Source organism: Leclercia sp. 1548 (assembly GCF_050435045.1).
Lineage (GTDB): Bacteria > Pseudomonadota > Gammaproteobacteria > Enterobacterales > Enterobacteriaceae > Enterobacter > Enterobacter adecarboxylatus.
Window position 1 is genome coordinate 100264 of the sequence record NZ_JBNDJP010000010.1, and the last position, 22156, is coordinate 122419.

17 protein-coding genes are annotated in these 22156 nt (G+C 56.8%); 11 read left to right on the plus strand and 6 right to left on the minus strand.

Annotated elements, in window-relative coordinates; genetic code table 11:
• Positions 1–38 precede the first annotated feature (38 nt).
• Positions 39–2234 (minus strand): primosomal protein N', encoded by a 2196-nt coding sequence (priA, locus tag ABIE02_RS21430; RefSeq protein ID WP_336995144.1) that lies wholly within the window; start codon positions 2232–2234, stop codon positions 39–41.
• A gap of 202 nt (positions 2235–2436) precedes the next feature.
• On the opposite strand from priA, the gene rpmE reads away from it, so the two are divergent.
• Both rpmE and ABIE02_RS21440 read left to right on the plus strand, forming a co-directional pair.
• Complete coding sequence (gene rpmE / locus ABIE02_RS21435; RefSeq protein ID WP_032615278.1) at positions 2437–2649, plus strand: 50S ribosomal protein L31; 213 nt, start codon at positions 2437–2439, stop codon at positions 2647–2649.
• A gap of 320 nt (positions 2650–2969) precedes the next feature.
• Positions 2970–3650, plus strand: a complete 681-nt coding sequence (locus tag ABIE02_RS21440) for an oligogalacturonate-specific porin KdgM family protein (protein WP_336995145.1) — start codon at positions 2970–2972, stop codon at positions 3648–3650.
• Between the two features lie 44 nt (positions 3651–3694).
• On the opposite strand, the gene metJ is transcribed toward ABIE02_RS21440, so the two are convergent.
• Positions 3695–4012, minus strand: a complete 318-nt coding sequence (gene metJ, locus ABIE02_RS21445) for a met regulon transcriptional regulator MetJ (protein ID WP_003862042.1) — start codon at positions 4010–4012, stop codon at positions 3695–3697.
• A 278-nt stretch (positions 4013–4290) separates the two neighbouring features.
• Here metJ and metB point away from each other — a divergent pair, with 278 nt between their 5' ends.
• The 4 genes from metB (at position 4291) to katG (ending at position 11552) form a co-directional block, all read left to right on the plus strand.
• On the plus strand, positions 4291–5451 hold the full coding sequence (gene metB / locus ABIE02_RS21450; protein ID WP_032615276.1) for a cystathionine gamma-synthase: 1161 nt from the start codon (positions 4291–4293) through the stop codon (positions 5449–5451).
• 2 nt (positions 5452–5453) lie between these two features.
• Positions 5454–7886 (plus strand): bifunctional aspartate kinase/homoserine dehydrogenase II, encoded by a 2433-nt coding sequence (locus ABIE02_RS21455; RefSeq protein WP_032615275.1) that lies wholly within the window; start codon positions 5454–5456, stop codon positions 7884–7886.
• Between the two features lie 460 nt (positions 7887–8346).
• Complete coding sequence (gene metF / locus ABIE02_RS21460; protein ID WP_032615268.1) at positions 8347–9237, plus strand: methylenetetrahydrofolate reductase; 891 nt, start codon at positions 8347–8349, stop codon at positions 9235–9237.
• Between the two features lie 143 nt (positions 9238–9380).
• Positions 9381–11552 carry a catalase/peroxidase HPI gene (gene katG / locus ABIE02_RS21465; RefSeq protein WP_032615266.1) on the plus strand — a complete coding sequence of 724 codons (2172 nt, stop codon included), beginning with the start codon at positions 9381–9383 and terminating at the stop codon, positions 11550–11552.
• A 104-nt stretch (positions 11553–11656) separates the two neighbouring features.
• Here the strand turns inward: katG and gldA are convergent, their stop codons facing one another.
• Genes gldA through ptsP form a run of 3 tightly spaced genes read right to left on the minus strand, consistent with a single transcriptional unit; the run spans position 11657 to position 15948 of the window.
• A complete protein-coding gene (gldA, locus tag ABIE02_RS21470) occupies positions 11657–12760 on the minus strand; it encodes a bifunctional L-1,2-propanediol dehydrogenase/glycerol dehydrogenase (RefSeq protein WP_032615264.1) in 1104 nt (367 codons plus the stop codon).
• Positions 12761–12772: 12 nt separating this feature from the next.
• A complete protein-coding gene (gene fsa, locus ABIE02_RS21475; protein ID WP_032615262.1) occupies positions 12773–13435 on the minus strand; it encodes a fructose-6-phosphate aldolase in 663 nt (220 codons plus the stop codon).
• Positions 13436–13446: 11 nt separating this feature from the next.
• Positions 13447–15948: a phosphoenolpyruvate--protein phosphotransferase gene (gene ptsP / locus ABIE02_RS21480; RefSeq protein WP_336995146.1), complete on the minus strand. Its 2502-nt coding sequence runs from the start codon at positions 15946–15948 to the stop codon at positions 13447–13449.
• 307 nt (positions 15949–16255) lie between these two features.
• Between ptsP and ABIE02_RS21485 the strand changes: the two genes are divergently transcribed.
• Genes ABIE02_RS21485 through ABIE02_RS21505 form a run of 5 tightly spaced genes read left to right on the plus strand, consistent with a single transcriptional unit; the run spans position 16256 to position 21218 of the window.
• Entirely contained in the window at positions 16256–17335 is a 1080-nt protein-coding gene (locus ABIE02_RS21485; protein ID WP_032615257.1) for a PTS fructose transporter subunit EIIC, read from the plus strand.
• Positions 17336–17349: 14 nt separating this feature from the next.
• Positions 17350–17670, plus strand: coding sequence for a PTS fructose-like transporter subunit IIB (locus ABIE02_RS21490; protein ID WP_032615255.1), 321 nt, complete (start codon positions 17350–17352; stop codon positions 17668–17670).
• Between the two features lie 48 nt (positions 17671–17718).
• Positions 17719–20016 carry a formate C-acetyltransferase gene (locus ABIE02_RS21495; protein WP_204231597.1) on the plus strand — a complete coding sequence of 766 codons (2298 nt, stop codon included), beginning with the start codon at positions 17719–17721 and terminating at the stop codon, positions 20014–20016.
• On the plus strand, positions 19982–20860 hold the full coding sequence (locus ABIE02_RS21500) for a [formate-C-acetyltransferase]-activating enzyme (protein WP_077226914.1): 879 nt from the start codon (positions 19982–19984) through the stop codon (positions 20858–20860). Before ABIE02_RS21495 ends, ABIE02_RS21500 begins: the two co-directional genes overlap by 35 nt.
• A 1-nt stretch (position 20861) precedes the next feature.
• Positions 20862–21218 (plus strand): PTS fructose-like transporter subunit IIB, encoded by a 357-nt coding sequence (locus ABIE02_RS21505; protein ID WP_336995147.1) that lies wholly within the window; start codon positions 20862–20864, stop codon positions 21216–21218.
• Here the strand turns inward: ABIE02_RS21505 and ABIE02_RS21510 are convergent, their stop codons facing one another.
• Complete coding sequence (locus ABIE02_RS21510; protein WP_032615247.1) at positions 21219–22055, minus strand: helix-turn-helix transcriptional regulator; 837 nt, start codon at positions 22053–22055, stop codon at positions 21219–21221. It abuts the gene before it with no gap.
• Positions 22056–22156: the final 101 nt, after the last annotated feature.

The window sequence follows — 22156 nt, forward strand, 5'->3', positions numbered from 1 at the left end:
AGGCGAGTTAAATTTTTCGATCTGCCTCCCACCATTTTTTAGCTTTCGATAGGATCAACGTCCAGCACCCACTTCACTTTGCGCGCTTCCGGCAGGGTGTTAATTAACGCTAAGGTTCCGCTGACGATATGTTGCAGGCGGATCCTGGAAGGGTGCTGGAGCAGGATTTGCCAGCGATATCGCCCGCCACGTTTCGGGGCCAGCGCCGGAACCGGGCCTAAAATCCACAGCTGATTGTCCACCAGCGGGCTGGCTTGCAGGAGATTGCGCAGTTGCTGCAGGAACAGCGGGGCCTGCTGGTTGTTGTGATCCTCGGCGCGGATAATCACATGGCTGGTCCACGGGGGTAACTGCAGGGTCTGGCGCTCGGCCAGCGCCTGCTCCGCAAAGGCGTCATAGCCTTTATGCAGCAGGGTTTGCAGCAGCGGGTGCTCAGGATGGTGCGTTTGCAACACCACTTCGCCCTGCTTGCCGGCACGCCCGGCGCGACCGGCCACCTGAGTATAGAGCTGGGCAAAGCGCTCTGCGGAACGGAAGTCTGCCGAGAACAGCGCGCCGTCAACGTCCAGCAGCGCCACCAGGGTGACGTCCGGGAAGTGGTGCCCTTTTGCCAGCATCTGGGTACCAATCAGAATCCGCGCCCCGCCGCGATGTACCTCCGCCAGCTGCTGCTCAAGCGCGCCCTTGCGGCTGGTGGTGTCGCGATCGATGCGCGAGATCGCCACGCCCGGGAAGAAAGGGGCCAGGGCCTGTTCCAGCTGCTCGGTACCCAGCCCGACCGGCACCATGTGTGTCGAGCCGCAGGACGGACACTGACGCGGGATCGGACGTTGGCTGTCGCAGTGGTGGCAGCGTAAATGGTGCTGGGCCTGATGCAGGGTGTAGTAATGATCGCAGCGCGGACATTCGGCTATCCAGCCGCAGTCGTGGCACAGCAGCGCCGGGGCGAAGCCGCGACGGTTGAGAAACAGGATCACCTGGTTGTTGGCTTGTAAATGCTGACGCATGCGGGTGATTAACGCCGGGGCTAATCCCGCCTGCACCTGCTGGCCTTTCAGATCGAGTACATGCTGCACGGCAGGGCGGGCATTCCCCGCCCGGCGCGTCAGGCGCAGCATGTGATATTTACGCTGGCGCACGTTGTGCAGCGTCTCCAGCGCAGGCGTGGCCGAGCCGAGAATAATCGGGATCTGCTCGCTATGCGCGCGGTACACCGCCAGGTCGCGGGCGTGATAGCGCCAGCCCTCCTGCTGTTTATAAGAGCTATCGTGCTCTTCGTCGATCACGATGACGCCCAGATTTTTAAACGGCGTAAACAGCGATGAACGGGTGCCGATCACGATCGCCGCTTCACCATTTCGGGCTTTCAGCCAGGCGCTGAGGCGTTCGCTGTCGTTTAATCCTGAATGCAGCACCTCGACCGGGGCGTTAAAGCGTTCGCGAAAACGGGCGATGGTCTGCGGCGTCAGGCCGATTTCCGGCACCATCACCAGCGCCTGCTTCCCCTGCGCCAGCACGTTTTCCAGCACGCTCAGATAGACTTCGGTCTTACCCGAGCCGGTCACGCCCGCCAGCAGCCAGGCCGAGAAGCGATCGGCGGCGCTGTGGATCGCCCCGACGGCGGTGGCCTGTTCGGTATTTAGACGCAGACGGTCGCCCGGCACGCTAAAACCATCGCGCCAGTCGATCAGCGCGGGCGCTTCGCAGGCCAACTCGCTCAGCCCTTTTTTGCGTAAGCTCTGCAGCGCCGCATCGTTAAAGTCGAGGCTCTCGACCTGATGACGCCAGATCCGGCCCTGGCGTAACGCTGCCAGCGCCTGCTGCTGTTTTGGGGAGCGTTTCAGGCTATTAATGTCCACCGCTTGGCCCTGCTCGGTGGCAAACCAGTACCACATCGGCGCGTGGCTGGCGCTTTTCCCCTGACGCAGCAGAATGGGCAAGGCGTGAAATAGCACGTCGCCGATGGGATGGTGATAATAGTCGGCGGCCCATAACAGCAGTCGCCAGACGCTGGTGGAGAAGACCGGCTCATCGTCCAGCACCTCAACCACGCTTTTCAGTTCACTGAGGGGCAGCTCGCTTTGCTGGCTCACGGAGACCACAATGCCTACCCGCTGTTGTTTGCCAAACGGCACCGTCACGCGACAGCCCGCTTTGGCCTGCATCGTATCTGGCAGCAGGTAATCAAAGGTACGGGGAAGCGGAACGGGCAGGGCAACGTGAGCAACGGGCATCGAATCTTCCTGACTTGAAAAGTGGCGCGTTAGTATACACATTAGTGAAAGGCGGCGTGCGGATCAGTTTGCATACCCTGGTTAAATTCTGTATGATTCGCCGCCTTTGGTGCACTTTGCATCAAAGAACTTACATTCAACATCGCGTGGTGTCTGGCGTTAGGGCTGGAAGAGCGACGCGGCCTTAACTGAGGTTCTCCCCATGAAAAAAGATATCCATCCTAAATACGAAATGATTACTGCAAACTGCTCTTGCGGTAACTCTATCCAGATCCGCTCTACCGTGGGCCACGATCTGAACCTGGACGTGTGCGGCAAATGCCACCCGTTCTACACTGGTAAGCAGCGTGATGTTGCAACCGGTGGCCGTGTTGACCGCTTCAACAAGCGTTTCAACATCCCGGGCGCAAAATAAGCATCCAGAAGAAACCGCCTCAGGGCGGTTTTTTTTTGCCTGAAATATATCTCCTGAATAAATTCTATAGTTATATTCTTCTTTGAAATATATATTTTAAATTTCCTGAAAATAATCCCCGCCACGTCATGTTATTCTATTTGTACGGATAGTGAACTTCATCTTTGTCTTCTTGATATCTTTGCCATTTGGCTACCAGATATGGCAATAAATAAAAGGTTTATCCCTGTTTGTAAAATTACACTGCGCTCGACATAAATTTTTATTTGCCATTTTAGTCGCGATGGCTTTCAGGGTAGATTTACGTTGAGGGAAAAAGGATGAAACTGACGCAACTCTTATTCGCGCTTCCGTTAATATCGTGTGCGGCGCAGGCAGGATACGTTGATTATCGACACGAGTATTACGACGATGGGCGTAACTATGACCGCGTGTACATGTCGCACCGCTTTGGCACGGGCTTTGGTGTAGCCGTTGAGGCCGTCTCGCGCTCTGATGAAAAGCAGTCTAACGATGCACTGAATAATATGGAGAGCAACAGTAGCGAATATACTGCCAGCTATCAGTTCACCTGGCAGGGGTTTGTCTGGCAGCCGGGTATTGCCATTGAAATGGGCGACAATATGTCCATTTATAAACCCTATTTACGCGTGCAGTATAATATTAATGATAACTGGTGGACGGCGTTCCGTTATCGTACCGAATATACCCGGCGTAACGCAGACGGTAAAGATGATCGTATGGTATATCGCCCGGAAATGTGGCTGGGATATAATATCGATAACTGGATGTTCGAACTGAACGGTATTTATAAATTCGCCGACAACGAAGATTTGTATAACAACAAAAAAGAAGATTACGAATATAACTTCCGCGTGGCGTATAAGATTGATTCGTGGGTGCCGTTTGTGGAAGTGGGTAACGTCTCTTCCGGCTATAACACCGCCACCAGCGACGACCGCCAGACGCGTCTGCGCGTAGGCTTAGGCTACAACTTCTGAGAAACCATCCCGCTGAGCACCCTCAGCGGGATCACACCGCAGCGTTAGTATTCCCACGTTTCCGGGTCGATACCCAGTTCACGCATGATCACCTTCGCCTCTTCCGGGATTTCGTCACTGCGCTCTTTGCGCAGATCGTCATCGTTCGGTAACGGTTGGCCGGTAAACGCATGCAGGAACGCCTCGCAAAGCAGTTCGCTGTTAGTTGCGTGACGCAGGTTGTTCACCTGACGACGCGTACGTTCATCGGTGAGGATCTTCAACACCTTCAGAGGAATGGAAACCGTAATTTTTTTTACTTGTTCACTCTTCTTACCGTGCTCAGCGTATGGGCTGATATATTCGCCGCTCCATTCAGCCATGAGATACCTTTAATCCTCTTTGTCATTAATATGAGGCCGACACCGCAGCGGTTCGCAGGGTTTCGCGCCATAATCTTGCGTAGTTTACCGTAGAGACGCCACCGTGACACGGATATTGCCTCTGCGTTATGCGCTAAAGCATGTAATTTTAACGGCTATTTGCGTATTGCTCAATCTATACGCAAAGAAGTTTAGATGTCCAGATGTATTGACGTCCATATAATCAATGTTTACTCTGGTGCCTGACTTTTCATCCATTAAGCCAGGAAGCCTTCACCATGACGCGTAAACAGGCCACCATCGCAGTGCGTAGCGGATTGAATGATGACGAACAGTACGGCTGCGTTGTCCCGCCGATTCATCTCTCCAGTACCTATAACTTCACCGGATTTAATGAACCACGCGCCCATGACTACTCGCGCCGTGGTAACCCGACGCGTGATGTAACCCAGCGTGCGCTGGCGGAACTGGAAGGTGGCGCAGGCGCGGTGATGACCAATACCGGCATGTCGGCTATCCACCTGGTGACCACCGTGTTCCTGAAACCTGGCGATCTGCTGGTGGCTCCGCACGACTGTTATGGCGGCAGCTACCGACTGTTCGACAGCCTGGCGAAGCGCGGTTGCTATCGCGTGCTGTTTGTCGACCAGGGTGATGAGCAGGCGCTGAAACAGGCGCTGGCAGAAAAGCCGAAGCTGGTTTTAGTCGAAAGTCCAAGCAACCCACTGCTGCGCGTCGTGGACATTGCAAAAATTTGTCAGCTTTCAAGGGATGCGGGAGCGATAAGTGTAGTGGATAATACGTTCCTCAGTCCGGCCTTGCAGAACCCGCTGGCACTGGGAGCGGATCTGGTATTGCATTCATGCACCAAATACCTGAACGGCCACTCCGATGTTGTCGCCGGGGTCGTAATTGCCAAAGATCCAGAGCTTGTCACCGAACTGGCATGGTGGGCGAATAACATCGGCGTTACCGGCAGTGCGTTTGACAGCTACCTGTTGCTGCGTGGGCTACGTACCCTGTCGCCGCGTATGGACGTGGCGCAGCGTAATGCCCAGGCGATTGTCGATTTCCTGAAGACCCAGCCGCTGGTGAAAAAGCTTTATCACCCGTCGCTGCCGGAGAACCAGGGACACGAGATTGCGGCGCGTCAACAAAAGGGGTTTGGCGCGATGTTAAGTTTTGAACTGGATGGCGATGAGCAGACGCTGCGTCGCTTCCTGAGCGGGTTGTCACTGTTTACGCTGGCGGAATCTTTAGGGGGAGTCGAAAGCTTAATCTCCCACGCCGCAACAATGACGCACGCAGGCATGGCGCCAGAAGCGCGTGCCGCCGCCGGGATTTCTGAGACGCTGCTGCGAATCTCAACCGGTATTGAAGATTGTGAAGATTTAATTGCCGATCTGGAAAATGGCTTCCGGGTCGCAGCCAAGGGGTAATCATGAGTGTGATAGCGCAGGCAGGGGCGAAGGGTCGCCAGCTGCACAAGTTTGGTGGTAGTAGTCTTGCTGATGTGAAATGTTACCTGCGGGTCGCGGGGATCATGGCAGAGTATTCGATGCCGGGGGACATGATGGTTGTCTCCGCGGCGGGCAGCACCACCAACCAGTTGATTAGCTGGCTGAAGTTAAGCCAGACCGATCGTCTCTCTGCGCATCAGGTTCAACAAGCGTTACGCCGTTACCAGAGTGAGCTGATCGCCGGTTTATTGCCAGCCGACGTGGCAGATGGCCTGATTAGCACCTTTATTCAGGATCTGGAGCGACTGGCCGGTTTACTCGACAGCGGCGTTACTGACGCCGTTTATGCTGAAGTCGTGGGCCACGGCGAAGTCTGGTCTGCCCGCCTGATGGCGGCCGTCCTGCAACAGCAGGGTCTGGAAGCGGCATGGCTGGACGCGCGTGATTTCCTGCGTGCCGAGCGTGGCGCTCAGCCGCAGGTTGATGAAGGCCTCTCTTATCCTCTGCTCCAGCAGCTGCTGGTGCAGCATCCGAACAAACGTATCGTCGTAACCGGCTTTATCAGCCGCAGCAACGCGGGTGAAACCGTGCTGCTGGGACGTAACGGCTCTGACTACTCCGCAACACAGATCGGTGCCCTGGCGGGGGTGTCTCGCGTCACCATCTGGAGCGACGTAGCCGGTGTTTACAGCGCTGACCCGCGTAAGGTTAAAGATGCGTGCCTGCTGCCGCTGCTGCGTCTCGACGAAGCCAGCGAGCTGGCCCGTCTGGCGGCCCCGGTACTGCACGCCCGTACTCTGCAGCCGGTTTCTGGCAGCGATATCGACCTGCAACTGCGCTGCAGCTATACGCCGGATCAAGGCTCAACCCGTATCGAGCGCGTCCTGGCCTCCGGCACAGGGGCGCGTATCGTTACCAGCCATGACGACATCTGCCTGATCGAATTCCTCGTTCCTGCCGGACATGATTTCAAACAGACGCATAAAGAGATTGACCTGATCCTGAAGCGCGCCCAGGTACGCCCGCTCGCCGTGGGTGTGCACACTGACCGGCACCTGCTGCAGTTCTGCTATACCGCAGAAGTGGCCGACAGCGCACTGAAAATTCTTGATGAAGCGGGCCTGCCGGGCGAGCTTCGTCTGCGTCAGGGTCTGGCGCTGATTGCGATGGTAGGGGCGGGCGTCACCCGTAACCCGCTGCACTGCCACCGCTTCTGGCAGCAGTTGAAGGGCCAGCCGGTGGAGTTTACCTGGCAGTCGGAAGAGGGGATCAGCCTGGTGGCGGTCATGCGTACCGGGCCAACCGAAAGCCTGATCCAGGGGCTGCACCAGTCACTGTTCCGTGCTGAAAAACGTATCGGCCTGATGCTGTTTGGGAAAGGCAACATCGGTTCCCGCTGGCTGGAGCTGTTCGCCCGCGAACAGACCACACTTTCGGCGCGTACCGGATTCGAATTTGTGCTGGCGGGCGTGGTGGATAGCCGCCGCAGCCTGCTCAACTATGAAGGGCTGGATGCGAGTCGCGCGCTGGCCTTCTTTAACGACGAAGCCATCGAGCAGGATGAAGAGTCGCTGTTCCTGTGGATGCGCGCCCACCCGTACGACGACCTGGTGGTGCTGGATGTGACCGCCAGCGAGCAACTGGCCGATCAGTATCTTGATTTCGCCAGCCATGGTTTCCATGTCATCAGCGCCAACAAACTGGCGGGAGCCAGCAACACCCGCAACTATCGCCAGATCCACGATGCCTTTGAAAAAACAGGTCGTCACTGGCTGTATAACGCCACCGTCGGGGCGGGTCTCCCGGTAAACCATACCGTGCGCGATCTGATCGAAAGCGGCGACAGCATTCTGGCGATCAGCGGTATCTTCTCCGGTACCCTGTCGTGGCTGTTCCTGCAGTTTGATGGCACCGTGCCTTTCACCGACCTGGTGGATCAGGCGTGGCAGCAGGGGCTGACCGAGCCCGATCCGCGTGTGGACCTCTCCGGTAAAGACGTGATGCGTAAGCTGGTGATCGTGGCACGTGAAGCGGGTTACGACATCGAACCGGGTCAGGTTCGCGTGGAGTCGCTGGTGCCGGCAGACTGTGAAGAGGGTTCTGTCGATCACTTCTTCGAGAATGGTGATGCGCTGAACGAGCAGATGTTACAGCGCCTGGAGGCGGCCCGCGAAATGGGTCTGGTCCTGCGCTACGTGGCGCGTTTTGATGCCAATGGCAAAGCACGCGTTGGCGTGGAAGCCGTTCGCCCAGAACATCCGCTGGCGGCGCTGTTGCCGTGCGATAACGTCTTCGCCATTGAAAGCCGCTGGTATCGTGATAACCCGCTGGTGATCCGTGGGCCGGGTGCAGGCCGCGACGTGACCGCCGGGGCGATCCAGTCGGATATCAACCGTCTGGCGCAGCTGCTGTAGTTTCAAAGATTACCCCTCACCCTAGCCCTCTCCCCACAGGGGAGAGGGGACAGTCCGGCGCTGTTTTTTCTTCCTCGCTCCTCTGGGGAGAGGGGATGGTCCGGTGCTGTTTTTCCTGCCTCGCCTTTCCTGGCAGAGGTTACGGCCCGGCGCTGTTTTCCTTCCTCGCTTCTCTGGGAAGAGTGTGCGGCCCGGTGTTATTTTTCCTCCCTCGCTCCTCTGGAGAGAGAAGACGGCACGGTGCTGTTTTTCTCCCTCGCCCCTTTGGGGAGAGGGCCGGGGTGAGGGGACTTCTCACCCCATCATGAACTCCCCTCAACTCCCCTGAGCATTCCTCACCGTTATTGTTGATTATTTCTGTTGACGGCAGTCGGCTTTTCCGTCATTTTTACATCTGGACGTCTAAACGTATAGAAGTTCGAACACAACAAACAACGACACGCGATTGATGAGGTAAGGTATGAGCTTTTTTCACGCCAACCAGCGGGAAGCCCTGAATCAGAGCCTGGCTGAAGTAAACGGCCAGATTAACGTCTCATTTGAATTTTTCCCGCCGCGCACCAGTGAAATGGAGCAGACCCTGTGGGCCTCTATCGATCGCCTGAGCAGTCTGAAGCCGAAATTTGTCTCGGTGACCTACGGCGCCAACTCTGGCGAGCGTGACCGTACGCACAGCATTATTAAAGGCATTAAGGATCGTACCGGTCTGGAAGCCGCGCCGCATCTGACCTGTATCGATGCCACCCGCGACGAACTGCGTACCATCGCCCAGGATTACTGGAATAACGGTATCCGCCACATCGTGGCTCTGCGTGGAGACCTGCCGCCGGGCAGCGGTAAGCCGGATATGTACGCGACCGATCTGGTGGCGCTGCTGAAAGAGGTGGGCGATTTCGACATCTCCGTGGCGGCGTACCCGGAAGTCCACCCGGAAGCAAAAAGTGCTCAGGCGGATCTGCTCAACCTGAAACGCAAGGTGGATGCCGGGGCCAACCGCGCTATCACCCAGTTTTTCTTTGACGTGGAAAGCTATCTGCGCTTCCGTGACCGCTGCGTCTCCGCCGGTATCGACGTCGAAATTATTCCGGGGATCCTGCCGGTTTCGAACTTCAAACAGGCCAAGAAATTTGCCGACATGACCAACGTTCGCATCCCGCACTGGATGGCGAAAATGTATGAAGGCCTGGACGATGACGCTGAAACCCGCAAGCTGGTGGGTGCCAGTATCGCCATGGACATGGTGAAGATTTTAAGCCGCGAAGGGGTGAAAGATTTCCATTTTTATACCCTCAACCGCGCCGAAATGAGTTACGCGATCTGCCATACCCTGGGGGTTCGTCCGGGTCTGTAAAGGCAAGTCCCTCACGGTTGTGGGGGATTTTTATTTCGGGCTGATATTCACGGTATTAACTATCAAATCTGTGGATGGTTTCAATTATCTCTTGTTGCCAGTGGTGTATATCCTAACGGTAAAACCATAGAGGGAGCAGAGCGATGAGTACGTCCGACGATAACCAGAATTCAGGCAAGTGTCCTTTCCATCAGGGCGGTTATGACAAGAGCGCAGGTGCCGGTACCAACAGCCGCGACTGGTGGCCTAAACAGCTTCGTGTCGATCTTCTCAATCAACACTCCGAACGTTCCAACCCGCTAGGCAAAGACTTCAACTACCGCAAAGAATTCAGCAAACTTGATTACTCTGCTCTGAAAGGCGATCTGAAAGCCCTGCTGACGGACTCCCAGCCGTGGTGGCCTGCAGACTGGGGCAGCTACGCTGGTCTGTTCATCCGTATGGCGTGGCACGGTGCCGGTACCTATCGCTCCGTAGACGGGCGTGGCGGTGCGGGTCGTGGTCAACAGCGTTTCTCTCCGCTCAACTCCTGGCCGGATAACGTCAGCCTCGATAAGGCGCGTCGTCTGCTGTGGCCCATCAAGCAAAAATATGGGCAGAAAATCTCCTGGGCCGACCTGTTTATTCTTGCCGGTAACGTCGCGCTGGAAAATTCCGGCTTCAGAACCTTTGGCTTTGGTGCCGGACGTGAAGACGTGTGGGAACCGGATCTGGACGTTAACTGGGGTGATGAAAAAGCCTGGCTTGAGCATCGCCATCCAGAAAGCCTGGCGAAAAGTGCCGTTGGCGCCACCGAGATGGGGCTGATCTACGTGAACCCGGAAGGGCCAAACGCCAGCGGTGAACCACTGTCTGCGGCGGCGGCGATCCGTGCCACCTTCGGCAACATGGGGATGAACGATGAAGAGACCGTCGCGCTGATCGCCGGGGGGCATACGCTGGGGAAAACCCATGGGGCAGGGGAAACGACCCATGTGGGGGTTGATCCAGAAGGTGGCCTGCTTGAAGCGCAGGGCCTGGGCTGGGCCAGCACGCACGGCAGCGGTTTTGGTGCTGACGCCATTACCTCCGGTCTGGAAGTGATCTGGTCCCAGACGCCGACCCAGTGGAGCAACTACTTCTTTGAGAACCTGTACAAATACGACTGGGTACAAACCCGCAGTCCGGCAGGGGCGATCCAGTTCGAAGCGTCGAATGCGCCGGAGATCATGCCCGATCCCTTCGACCCGTCGAAAAAACGTAAACCGACCATGCTGGTTACTGACCTGACGCTGCGTTTCGATCCTGAGTTCGACAAGATTTCCCGTCGTTTCCTCAACGATCCGCAGGCCTTTAACGAAGCTTTTGCCCGCGCGTGGTTCAAGCTGACCCACCGTGATATGGGGCCAATTTCACGTTATATCGGCCCGGAAGTGCCTAAAGAAGAGCTGATTTGGCAGGACCCACTGCCGCAGCCATTCTTCCACCCGACCGCGGAGGATATTCAGAGCCTGAAAGAGGCTATTGCCAACTCTGGGTTATCGGTGAGCGAGCTGGTGTCGGTGGCATGGGCTTCGGCGTCCACCTTCCGCGGTGGCGATAAGCGTGGCGGCGCCAACGGCGCACGTCTGGCGCTGGCACCGCAGCGCAGCTGGGATGTTAACGCCGTGGCCGCGCGTGTTCTGCCGGTGCTGGAAGGCATCTATAAATCGGCGCATAAAGCGTCACTGGCAGACATCATCGTGCTGGCCGGTGTCGTGGGCGTTGAGCAGGCGGCTAAAGCCGCTGGCGTGAATATCACCGTACCCTTTACGCCGGGTCGTGTTGACGCGCGCCAGGATCAGACCGATATCGGCATGTTTACCCTGCTGCAGCCGGTTGCCGATGGTTTCCGTAACTACCGGGCGGCGATTGACGTTTCGACCACAGAGTCGCTGCTGATTGATAAAGCACAGCAACTAACGCTGACCGCGCCAGAGATGACGGTGCTGCTGGGCGGGCTGCGCGTGTTGGGGGCTAACTTTGATGGCGGTAAGAGCGGCGTCTTTACCGATCGCGTGGGCGTACTCAGCACGGACTTCTTCGTCAATCTGCTGGATATGGGCACGCAGTGGAAAGCCACTGACGAATCCAGCGAGCTGTTTGAAGGCCGCGACCGCGTGAGCGGGGAAGTGAAATATCTGGCGAGCCGTGCAGACCTGGTGTTTGGTTCTAACTCCGTGCTGCGCGCGCTGGCTGAGGTTTATGCCAGCAGCGATGCCCACGAGAAGTTCGTGAAGGATTTCGTCGCGGCATGGGTAAAAGTGATGAACCTCGACCGGTTTGATCTGCTGTAAACAGAAAAATCCCCGCTCCGGCGGGGATTTTTTTATCGGTTAACGGCTTCGGCTTATCCGGCCTACGGAGTGTAGGCCCGTACAAGCGCCGCCGGGCAGGAAGGTTATTCCCACTCCTGCAGGAAGCGCTGACCGTACTGGTCGGCAACCAACAACGCCGCATACACCTGGTCCGGCGTTGCACCACCCGGCATGTTATGGATAGTTTCCCCTTCTGCACATGACGCCTCGGCCACTAAACGCATTTTGGCCGGAATATCCACTTTGATATCCAGCTGCGCCAGGGTGATAGGTAGCCCTACGCTGTGACATAACGCCGCCACGGTTTCGATCTCTTCCACCGGGGCGTTCTCCAGCACCAGCTGGGTTAATGTGCCAAAGGCTACTTTCTCGCCGTGATAGTAATGATGGGCGTCCGGGATGGCAGTTAAACCGTTGTGAATAGCATGCGCCGCCGCCAGGCCGCCGCTTTCAAAACCGACGCCGCTCAGATAGGTGTTGGCTTCAATGACTCGCTCAAGCGCGGGCGTTACCACATGTTGTTCTGCCGCCAGCATCGCTTTTTCACCCTCTTCAACCAGGGTGTTGTAGCACAACTCGGCCAACGCCAGAGCGGCCTGGGTGCATTTGCCCCCCGCCATCGTCGTGGCGCCGCTGCGCGAGCAGGCACGGGCTTCAAACCAGGTTGCCAGCGCATCGCCAATCCCGGCGGCCAGCAGGCGTGCGGGCGCACCCGCTACCACTTTGGTATCCACAATCACGATATTCGGATTGTGCGGCAGCATCAGATAGCGATCAAACTCGCCGCTGTCGGTGTAGATGACGGACAGCGCGCTGCAGGGCGCATCGGTAGAGGCAATGGTAGGGGCGATGGCGACCGGGACATCCATAAAATGCGCCAGCGCTTTTGCAGTATCCAGCGTTTTACCGCCACCGATGCCCAGCACGGCCTGGCAGTTGGCTTCTTTCGCCAGCTGACGCAGTCGGTCAATCTCGTTCTGCGAACATTCGCCGCCAAACGGTACAATTTCGACGTACAACTCTGCCTGTTCAAAACTCTGGCGCAGCGTCTCTTCGGCAAAGCCCAGCACAAATTTATCGCCTACCACCAGCCAGCGTGCCGCCAACGGCTTGAGATAATCACCGAGGCGGGTGAGCACATCGGCCCCCTGAATGTACTTGCCGGGTGATTGAATAATACGGTCCATAACATGTCTCCCTTAGAGGTTGAGGTTACCAAACGCGTTTTTCCAGTCCTGCTCGAACTTCTCTATAGCTGACTCTACTGCCGGGGTGCCGAGCATTTGTTGCGCTACATCTAAAGGAAGTGTGATCGCTTCACATCCAGCCAGCAGACAATCAAGCGCCTGACGCGGCGTTTTAAAGCTGGCGGCCAGCACCATGCTGTCCGGAGCGTGGAGTTCCAGCAGGGATTGCAGCTCCTGCACCGTGCGAATGCCATCACCGCCCTGAGCATCGACGCGATTGACGTATGGCGCGATATACTTCGCCCCTGCCAGCGCCGCCAGCAAACCCTGTGAGGCGCTGTAAACGGCGGTGCCAAGAGTGGTGATTTTCTCTTTTTTCAATTGCTTGATTGCCACCAGACCTTCAGCCGTCACCGGGATCTTTACCACGATCCCCGGCAGGGCGTTGCTCAGGCGTTTTGCTTCAGCCACCATACCTTCAGCATCGCGGCTCATGGTTTGGGCAAACAAAATGCCCTCTTCACCAATGGCTTTCTGCAGGCGAGGCAGCACATCCCAGATGGATTCTTTGCTGGCCGCCACAATGCTCGGGTTGGTGGTAACGCCGGCGATAGGGAAGATGCGGGCCAGGCGTTCGACTTCCGCCACGTTGGCGGTATCCAGATACAGTTCCATTTTGCGTCCTCTTAAAGTTCAAGCTCGTGTTGCAGCAGGCTGGCGATAGCGTCCGCGGATGCGGCATTGACCAGCGCGTTGCGGAAGGCTTCGTGCATAATGCGGCGCGCCAGGCGCGAGAAGATGCGCATATGCTGGTCGCCTGCGGCGTGTTTGTTCAGGGTGAGCATGATGATGAACTGCGCATCTTCGTCACCCCAGCGGACCGGCGCCTTCAGGCGCGCCACACTAATGGTGGACTGCTCAATATGCTCTGATTTGCTGTGCGGAATGGCGAAACTAAAGCCCAGTCCCGTCGAGAAAACTGCTTCACGCGCCCAGAGATCGGCCTCCAGTTTGCGTGGATAGCGACAGCGACTTGCCAGCAATAGGTTGTCGGTCATCCCTTTGAGCACCTCTTCTTTGCTGCGCCAGTCGCTGTCCAGGGTGATGCACTGCGTGGTGATGAGCGGTGCGTCCTGCTGGGTCATGCGGAACTGCGCCAGCAGGTGCTCGACTTCCAGCGAGGTACGGCAGGCCATCGCCTGGTTGAGGAGCTGGCGACAGGCGCGGCTGTCGAGCTGCGCCATCCGGGCCTTGGCGGCCGGTATCGACGGGGCGCTCATGCTGATCTCATCCAGTCCCAGCCCCACCAACAGCGGCAGTACGGAGCCTTTCGCTCCCAGCTCGCCACACAGGCCAATCCATTTACCCTGACGATGCACCGCCTGTACCGCGTAATCCAGTGCGCGGAGAAATGCCGGATTGAGGCTGTTGTAATGGCGGGTAACTTTGGCGTTATCCCGGTCGACCGCCAGCAGGTACTGCGTCAGGTCATTACTCCCAATACTAAAGAAATCAATCTCTTCACAGCACTGATCGATGATGAACATCACCGATGGCACCTCCAGCATGATGCCAAGAGGGATCTTCTCGTCGAAGGGGATCTGCTCGCTGCGCAGCTGCTGTTTTGCTTCCGCAAGTTTCTCTTTCACCCATAAGATCTCCTCCATGGAGGAGATCATCGGGATCATGATCTTGAGATGACCGTGCGCCGACGCGCGCAGAATTGCCCGCAGTTGCGTGGTGAACAGCGCGGCGTACTCCTCATAGATACGCACCGCGCGATAACCCAGGAACGGGTTGGCTTCGGCGGGGATCTTGAGGTAATCCACGGGCTTATCGCCCCCGATATCCATGGTACGTACAATAATGCTGCGCCCCTGCGCGGACTCCAGCGCCTGACAAAAGATGTTGTACAACTCGTTTTCACATGGGGCGCTGGTGCGGTCCATATAGAGCATTTCGGTACGGAACAGTCCAACGGCCTCGGCACCGTTACCAAATGCAGCCTGTGCTTCTACGGAGTGAGCAATATTGGCGGCGACCTCCATACGGATGCCATCGGCGGTGCGCGCTTCCTGCGTCAACCAGATGCGCTGCTGCTCGCGCAGGGCGTCATGCACCCGGGCTTCCTGTTGGTAGTAGCGCGCCACCGCCTCGTCCGGGCTGACAACAACAGCGCCCGCGTTGCCGTCGATAAAGACAGTCTGCTTGAGCCAGGGATTCAGCGCTTCGATCTCCACGCCAATCAGCGTCGGGATATTAAACGAGCGGGCAAGGATCACCGTATGCGACGTGGTGCCGCCGCTTTTCAACAGCAGGCCTTTCAGCAGGGTTTTATCCAGTTCAAGGAACTGGCTTGGCGTGAGTTCGTCGGCCATGCACACCGTGGGCTGAGTGAGCTTGCCCGGGACCGGGAAGCGCTGCTCGCCATAGATGTGCTGCAGTAGCTGGAAACAGACGTCGCGTACATCCAGCGCGCGTTCCTGTAAGTAGCTGCTGCTGGAGCGGCCAAACTCTTCGCAGAAATGGCTGGCGCTGTCGACGATCGCCTGAGCGCAGCTTAATCCCCGCAAGACGCCATCGAGCAGGTGTTGACGCAGCGAGGTATCACCCGCCAGCGAACGGTGTGCTTCCAGAATGGCGCGGGTAGCACCGTCGCTGTCGAGCAGGCGAAACTCAATGTTCTTTATCAGTAACGTTAAGCCTTTATCCAGCGCGGACTGTTCACTCTCTGCATCTTGTGCAGCAGGAAGCGCACCCAGGGCATTCAGATCCAGCGAAGAGAGGCGCATCAGTGTGCCGCCCGCGCTACCTGCACATACGCTGCGGGCGCGGAAAAGGCGCGGGTTCAGGTTAGTGAGCGAAGCCGGAAGCGGCTCCAGCTCGCTGTTTTCGGCCACCGCCAGCGGCGCGTCGCAGTGGGGGAATTCTTCACGCAACCACTTGCTCAGCTGTTGATGTGCCGCCTGTTCGTCCGTTCCAGAAATGATTAACCGGCAGCTATCGCCCGCCAGGGTATCGGTGCCGATCAATGCCAGGGCGCTCTTGGCGTTGCCTTTACGATCGGTACGCAGGTTATGCCACTCGATATCGGCATTGAAGGTGTTGCACAGTGTCTCAACGTGGCTTGCCGGGCGCGCATGGACGCCATTGGGTAGCTCACAGGTAAATTCCACAATCAGGGCCATCGCCTCTCTCCCATAATGGTTTTCTCCTTACAGAATAAAAGTACGACGTCGCCCGATACCATGTGACAAAAATGCCAAAAGCTGGACAAATGTAATGTCTGTTCCAAAGTGAGAGTCGTTTCACAAGTTAGCACTTACTGTAAGAATTGGTGGGCTGCTTAACTTATGAGGCTGATCTCATTTTTGTACTGACATTACAAAAATCCAGTAAATGGCCTTTTTATCCACTGTCTGCCTCCCGCCTGATTGCCTATTGTTGCCACAACATCTTTATGGATATGGGCACACACTGGCCCGGGAGCGACTTATGAAAGAGTTGGTGCAGATCCTGAAAAACACCCGTCAACATTTGATGACCGGCGTGTCTCACATGATCCCCTTTGTGGTAGCGGGTGGGATCCTGCTGGCGGTTTCCGTCATGTTGTACGGCAAAGGCGCCGTGCCGGATGCGGCGACCGATCCAAACCTCAAAAAGCTGTTTGATATCGGCGTGGCGGGGTTGACCCTGATGGTGCCTTTCCTGGCGGCCTATATTGGTTACTCCATCGCCGAGCGCGCCGCGCTGGCACCTTGTGCGATTGGCGCCTGGGTCGGAAATAGCTTCGGCGCCGGGTTCTTCGGGGCGCTGATTGCCGGGATCATCGGTGGCATCGTGGTCTATTACCTGAAAAAAATCCCGGTGCATAAGGTTCTGCGCTCGGTGATGCCTATCTTCGTCATTCCCATTATTGGCACCTTTATTACCGCAGGCGTGATGATGTGGGGCCTGGGCGAACCGGTCGGCGCGCTGACCACCAGCCTGACCCAGTGGTTACAAGGTATGCAGCAGGGCAGCATCGTGTTGCTGGCGGTGATCATGGGCCTGATGTTGGCCTTTGACATGGGCGGCCCGGTGAACAAGGTGGCCTATGCCTTCATGCTTATTTGCGTGTCGCAGGGAGTCTACACCGTGGTTGCCATCGCCGCCGTGGGGATCTGCGTGCCGCCGTTGGGGTTGGGTCTGGCGACGCTGTTGGGCCGTAAAAACTTCTCCGGTGAAGAACGCGAAGCCGGCAAAGCGGCACTGGTGATGGGCTGTGTTGGCGTCACTGAAGGGGCAATCCCCTTTGCGGCGGCTGATCCATTGCGCGTTATCCCTTCCATCATGGTGGGCTCTGCCTGCGGTACGGTAACCGCCGCGCTGCTGGGTGCCCAGTGTTATGCAGGATGGGGCGGCGTGATCGTGCTGCCCGTTGTTGAGGGCAAACTCGGCTACCTCGCCGCCATTGCCGTTGGGGCGCTGGTGACGGCAGTCTGCGTTAACGTATTGAAAAGTTTGGCTCGCAAGAATGTTGACCCGGTCAGTGAGAAAGAAGACGACCTGGATTTAGATTTCGAAATGAATTAAGTGAGGAATAAACCATGACCAAAATTATTGCTGTAACCGCATGTCCTTCTGGCGTTGCCCACACATACATGGCTGCCGAAGCGCTGGAAAGTGCCGCAAAAGCGAAGGGCTGGGAAGTCAAAGTGGAGACGCAGGGGTCGATCGGCCTGGAGAACGAACTGACCGCCGCCGATGTGGCTGAGGCCGATATGGTCATTTTGACCAAAGATATCGGCATCAAATTTGAAGAACGTTTTGCCGGGAAAACCATTGTACGCGTCAACATCAGCGATGCCGTCAAACGTGCCGACGCCATCATGAACAAAATCGACGCCCATCTGGCGCAAACCGCTTAATCCTTTCCCGCCCATTCGGGCGGGTTTGTATTTTTACAGGAGTTCCTCATGACGAATCGTACCCAGCGCCTGAAAGCTGCGCTTTTTGCACATAACCGAGAAATTTCGCTCGAACGCGCTTTGCTCTATACCGCCAGCCATCGGCAGACCGAGGGCGAGCCGGTTATTCTGCGTCGCGCCAAAGCCACGGCGTATATCCTTGAGCATGTTGAGATTTCGATTCGTGATGAGGAATTGATCGCCGGTAACCGTACCGTGAAGCCGCGCGCAGGGATTATGTCGCCGGAGATGGATCCCTACTGGCTGCTGAAAGAGCTGGAACAGTTCCCGACGCGTCCGCAGGACCGTTTTGCGATCAGCGAAGAGGACAAACGCATCTATCGTGACGAGCTCTTCCCTTACTGGGAAAAGCGCTCGATGAAAGATTTTATCAACGGCCAGATGACTGACGAGGTAAAGGCGGCCGTCAGCACGCAGATTTTTAGCGTCAACCAGACGGACAAAGGGCAGGGGCACATCATTATCGACTATCCGCATCTGCTGAATAACGGCCTGGGCGAGCTGGTAGCGCAGATGCGCCAGCACTGCCAACAGCAGCCGGATAACCCGTTCTACCAGGCGGCACTGCTGCTGCTTGAGGCCTCGCAAAGCCATATCTTGCGTTATGCGCTGTTGGCTGAAAACATGGCCGAGAACTGCCCTGACGCGCAGCGTCGTCAGGAATTGCTGGCCATTGCTGCCAACTCTCGCCATAACGCCCAACACAAACCGCAAACCTTCTGGCAGGCGTGTCAGCTGTTCTGGTACATGAATATCATTTTGCAATACGAGTCCAACGCCAGTTCCCTGTCGCTGGGGCGTTTTGACCAGTATATGCTGCCGTTTTATCAGGCTTCGCTCACGCAGGGTGAAGATCCCGCTTTCCTGAAGGAATTGCTGGAGTCATTGTGGGTAAAATGCAATGACATCGTGCTGTTACGCTCTACCAGCAGTGCGCGCTACTTTGCCGGGTTCCCGACCGGCTACACCGCCCTGCTCGGCGGGTTGACCGAAAGTGGGCGTAGCGCAGTCAACGTGCTCTCCTTCCTCTGCCTTGATGCTTATCAGAACGTCCAGTTGCCGCAGCCTAACCTTGGTGTGCGCACCAATGCGCTGATCGACACGCCATTCCTGCTAAAAACCGCTGAGACCATTCGCCTCGGCACGGGTATTCCGCAGATCTTTAATGACGAAGTGGTCGTGCCTGCGTTCCTGAACCGCGGCGTGTCGCTGGAAGATGCCCGTGACTACGCGGTGGTGGGCTGCGTGGAACTGTCGATTCCCGGCAGAACATACGGTCTGCATGATATCGCTATGTTTAACCTGCTGAAGGTAATGGAAATTTGCCTGCATGAAAACGAAGGCAATAATGCGCTGAGCTATGAGGGGTTACTGACGCAAATCCGCGCCAAAATCAGCCATTACATCCAACTGATGGTCGAGGGCAGCAATATCTGCGATATCGGCCACCGCGACTGGGCGCCGGTGCCGCTGCTTTCATCATTTATCAGTGACTGTCTGGATAAGGGCCGCGATATTACCGATGGCGGTGCGCGGTATAACTTCTCTGGCGTGCAGGGGATTGGTATCGCTAACCTCAGCGACTCGCTGCATGCGCTGAAGGGGCTGGTCTTTGAACAGCAACGCTTAAGTTTCGATGAACTGCTGGCAGTGCTGAAGGGGAATTTTGCCACCCCGGAAGGGGAAAAAGTACGCGCCAGGCTGATTAACCGCTTCGAAAAATACGGTAACGATATTGATGACGTGGATAATATTAGCGCCGAATTGCTTCGCCATTACTGCAAAGAAGTTGAAAAATACGCTAACCCGCGTGGTGGCTACTTTACTCCCGGCTCTTATACCGTCTCGGCACATGTGCCGCTGGGCTCAGTCGTCGGGGCCACGCCGGATGGGCGCTATGCCGGAGAACAGTTAGCCGACGGCGGCCTGTCGCCAATGCTGGGCCAGGATATGCAGGGCCCGACCGCGGTACTGAAATCGGTAAGCAAGCTGGATAATATGCTGTTATCTAACGGTACGCTGCTGAACGTTAAGTTCACGCCTGCCACTCTGGAAGGAGATACAGGGCTGCATAAGCTGGCGGATTTCCTGCGTGCTTTCACGCAGCTGAAATTACAGCACGTGCAGTTTAACGTGGTGAATGCCGATACGCTGCGCGATGCACAGCGTCGGCCACAGGATTTTGCCGGTCTGGTGGTACGCGTTGCGGGCTATAGCGCCTTCTTTGTTGAGTTGTCGAAGGAGATCCAGGATGACATCATCCGCCGCACCGCGCATCAGCTGTGAGGTGATTGATCCGCGCGGCGATGAGGTCGCGCGCATCTTCAATATTCAGCGCTATTCCCTGAACGACGGGCAGGGTATCCGCACGGTGGTCTTTTTCAAGGGCTGCCCGCATACCTGTCCGTGGTGCGCCAACCCGGAATCGATCTCCCCGAAGATCGAAACCGTACGGCGTAAAAGTAAATGCCTGCACTGCTCGCCCTGCCAGCGGGATGCCGATGAATGCCCTTCCGGTGCCTTTGAGGCTATTGGACGCGACGTCACCCTGGATGAACTGGCCCGCGAAGTGATGAAAGATGAAGTCTTTTTTCGCGCTTCCGGGGGCGGCGTGACCTTATCGGGCGGCGAGGTGTTGATGCAGGCCCCCTTTGCGACGCGGTTTTTGCAACGTCTGCGTAGCTGGGGCGTGCCCTGCGCCATTGAAACCGCCGGGGATGCGCCCGCCAGCCGCTTGCTACCCCTGGCGCGTTGCTGTGATGAGGTGCTGTTTGACCTTAAAATTATGGACGCGCGGCAGGCCCGCGAGGTCGTCAGCATGAATCAGCCGCGGGTAGTGGAAAACCTGCGGTTGCTGGTGCAGGAAGGGATTGCGGTCACGCCAAGGCTGCCGCTGATCCCTGGCTACACGCTCAGCAAAGAGAATATGCAGCAGGCGCTTACGTTGTTGACGTCTCTGGGTATCAGGCACCTGCATCTGTTACCGTTTCATCAATACGGTGAGCCAAAGTATCGTCTGCTTGGGCAACAGTGGTCGATGAGAGAGGTGTCCGCTCCGTCGGCGCAAGAAGTGGCAGCTTACCGTCAGTGGGCGGAAAGTGCCGGATTTGAGGTCACCGTAGGAGGTTAATATGACAGTGCCATCTGGACGATATCTGGTTGCCGTAACCGCCTGCGTTAGCGGCGTTGCGCACACTTACATGGCTGCCGAGCGCCTCGAGAAGATTTGTCAGCAAGAAAAATGGCATATCAAGATTGAAACCCAGGGGGCGCTGGGCATAGAAAACCCCTTAGCGGAAGAGGATATCCGCCGGGCGGATGCGGTGCTGCTGATTACGGATATTGAGCTTGCAGGGGCGGAGCGGTTCGTCTCCAGCCGTTACGTACAATCGGGTATCAGCGCCTTTCTGCGGGAACCGCAGCGCGTGATGAGCGCCGTGCGTAGGCTGCTTTCCGCTCCGCAGCAAACCCACTTTATTGTGGAATAACTATTTTTCCGTGAGCTGGCTGTGATACTGCCGGCGATATTCCGAGGGGGAGCGCTCGGTGTTTTTACGGAACAGGCGGCAAAAGTAGTTACTGTCGACAAACCCACAGGCGTGAGCCACCTCTTTGACCTTCAGATCGTACCCTTTCAGCAACATCCGGGCGTGCTCCAGCCGCGTATGGTTCAGGTACTCATTAAAGCCCATCCCCCCCGTTTTTTGAAACAGATGGGAGAGGTAATTGGGTGAGATATAAAACGCCTGCGCCACCGACTCCCGGGTTAACGCCATGGCGTAGTGCTCATCAATATAATTACGAATGGCTTCGAACAGCGCCTGGCTTCGCGATGCGGTCTGGATCTGGCTGCCGAGCAGATCGCGACAGTGGCTGAGCAGGCTGGTGACGATGAGTCTGGCGGTGTGTTGCTCCTGCGGCTGCATCTGCATTTCATTGAGGGTCTGTAACAGGAAAGAGCCAATTCGCGGCCCCCGGCGTGCTACGTGCTGCTTCGTCAGATTGTGGTAGTGTTTGCCATCCCACTGTACCACGCTAAAGCCAAGCTGCTGTTTACCAAACAGAATGCTGAAGGTCGTCACCGGGCTATTTATCTGCGGAAAGTTCCAGCCACCCGCCGGAACATAGAGGACATCGCAGGGGATAAGGGTTTGCGTGAGACCCGCGTCGATGAGTTCACCCTCCAGCACGATCTCCAGGCGCGGGAAATCCACCTTATAGGCCAGTTCCGGTACCGGGCCGCTGGTGCTGGCAAAATAAATATGCCGCAATGGCGTAGCGCCACTGATAAGACGGGAGAGAAGGTGGTTGACGTCGTGATACATGTTTTTCCCTTGCCAGATGCAGACAGGGCAACATTAACGTTGATAATTGAAAAAGGCCATCCTAATTGGATGGCCTTTGCCGTGATGATGTCCGTCGCGGT

Excerpts from the sequence above, each read along its gene's own strand:
- priA (WP_336995144.1), bottom strand. The coding sequence starts at position 2,234 with ATGCCCGTTGCTCACGTTGCCCTGCCCGTTCCGCTTCCCCGTACCTTT.
- rpmE (WP_032615278.1), top strand. The coding sequence starts at position 2,437 with ATGAAAAAAGATATCCATCCTAAATACGAAATGATTACTGCAAACTGC.
- ABIE02_RS21440 (WP_336995145.1), top strand. The coding sequence starts at position 2,970 with ATGAAACTGACGCAACTCTTATTCGCGCTTCCGTTAATATCGTGTGCG.
- metJ (WP_003862042.1), bottom strand. The coding sequence starts at position 4,012 with ATGGCTGAATGGAGCGGCGAATATATCAGCCCATACGCTGAGCACGGT.
- metB (WP_032615276.1), top strand. The coding sequence starts at position 4,291 with ATGACGCGTAAACAGGCCACCATCGCAGTGCGTAGCGGATTGAATGAT.
- ABIE02_RS21455 (WP_032615275.1), top strand. The coding sequence starts at position 5,454 with ATGAGTGTGATAGCGCAGGCAGGGGCGAAGGGTCGCCAGCTGCACAAG.
- metF (WP_032615268.1), top strand. The coding sequence starts at position 8,347 with ATGAGCTTTTTTCACGCCAACCAGCGGGAAGCCCTGAATCAGAGCCTG.
- katG (WP_032615266.1), top strand. The coding sequence starts at position 9,381 with ATGAGTACGTCCGACGATAACCAGAATTCAGGCAAGTGTCCTTTCCAT.
- gldA (WP_032615264.1), bottom strand. The coding sequence starts at position 12,760 with ATGGACCGTATTATTCAATCACCCGGCAAGTACATTCAGGGGGCCGAT.
- fsa (WP_032615262.1), bottom strand. The coding sequence starts at position 13,435 with ATGGAACTGTATCTGGATACCGCCAACGTGGCGGAAGTCGAACGCCTG.
- ptsP (WP_336995146.1), bottom strand. The coding sequence starts at position 15,948 with ATGGCCCTGATTGTGGAATTTACCTGTGAGCTACCCAATGGCGTCCAT.
- ABIE02_RS21485 (WP_032615257.1), top strand. The coding sequence starts at position 16,256 with ATGAAAGAGTTGGTGCAGATCCTGAAAAACACCCGTCAACATTTGATG.
- ABIE02_RS21490 (WP_032615255.1), top strand. The coding sequence starts at position 17,350 with ATGACCAAAATTATTGCTGTAACCGCATGTCCTTCTGGCGTTGCCCAC.
- ABIE02_RS21495 (WP_204231597.1), top strand. The coding sequence starts at position 17,719 with ATGACGAATCGTACCCAGCGCCTGAAAGCTGCGCTTTTTGCACATAAC.
- ABIE02_RS21500 (WP_077226914.1), top strand. The coding sequence starts at position 19,982 with ATGACATCATCCGCCGCACCGCGCATCAGCTGTGAGGTGATTGATCCG.
- ABIE02_RS21505 (WP_336995147.1), top strand. The coding sequence starts at position 20,862 with ATGACAGTGCCATCTGGACGATATCTGGTTGCCGTAACCGCCTGCGTT.
- ABIE02_RS21510 (WP_032615247.1), bottom strand. The coding sequence starts at position 22,055 with ATGTATCACGACGTCAACCACCTTCTCTCCCGTCTTATCAGTGGCGCT.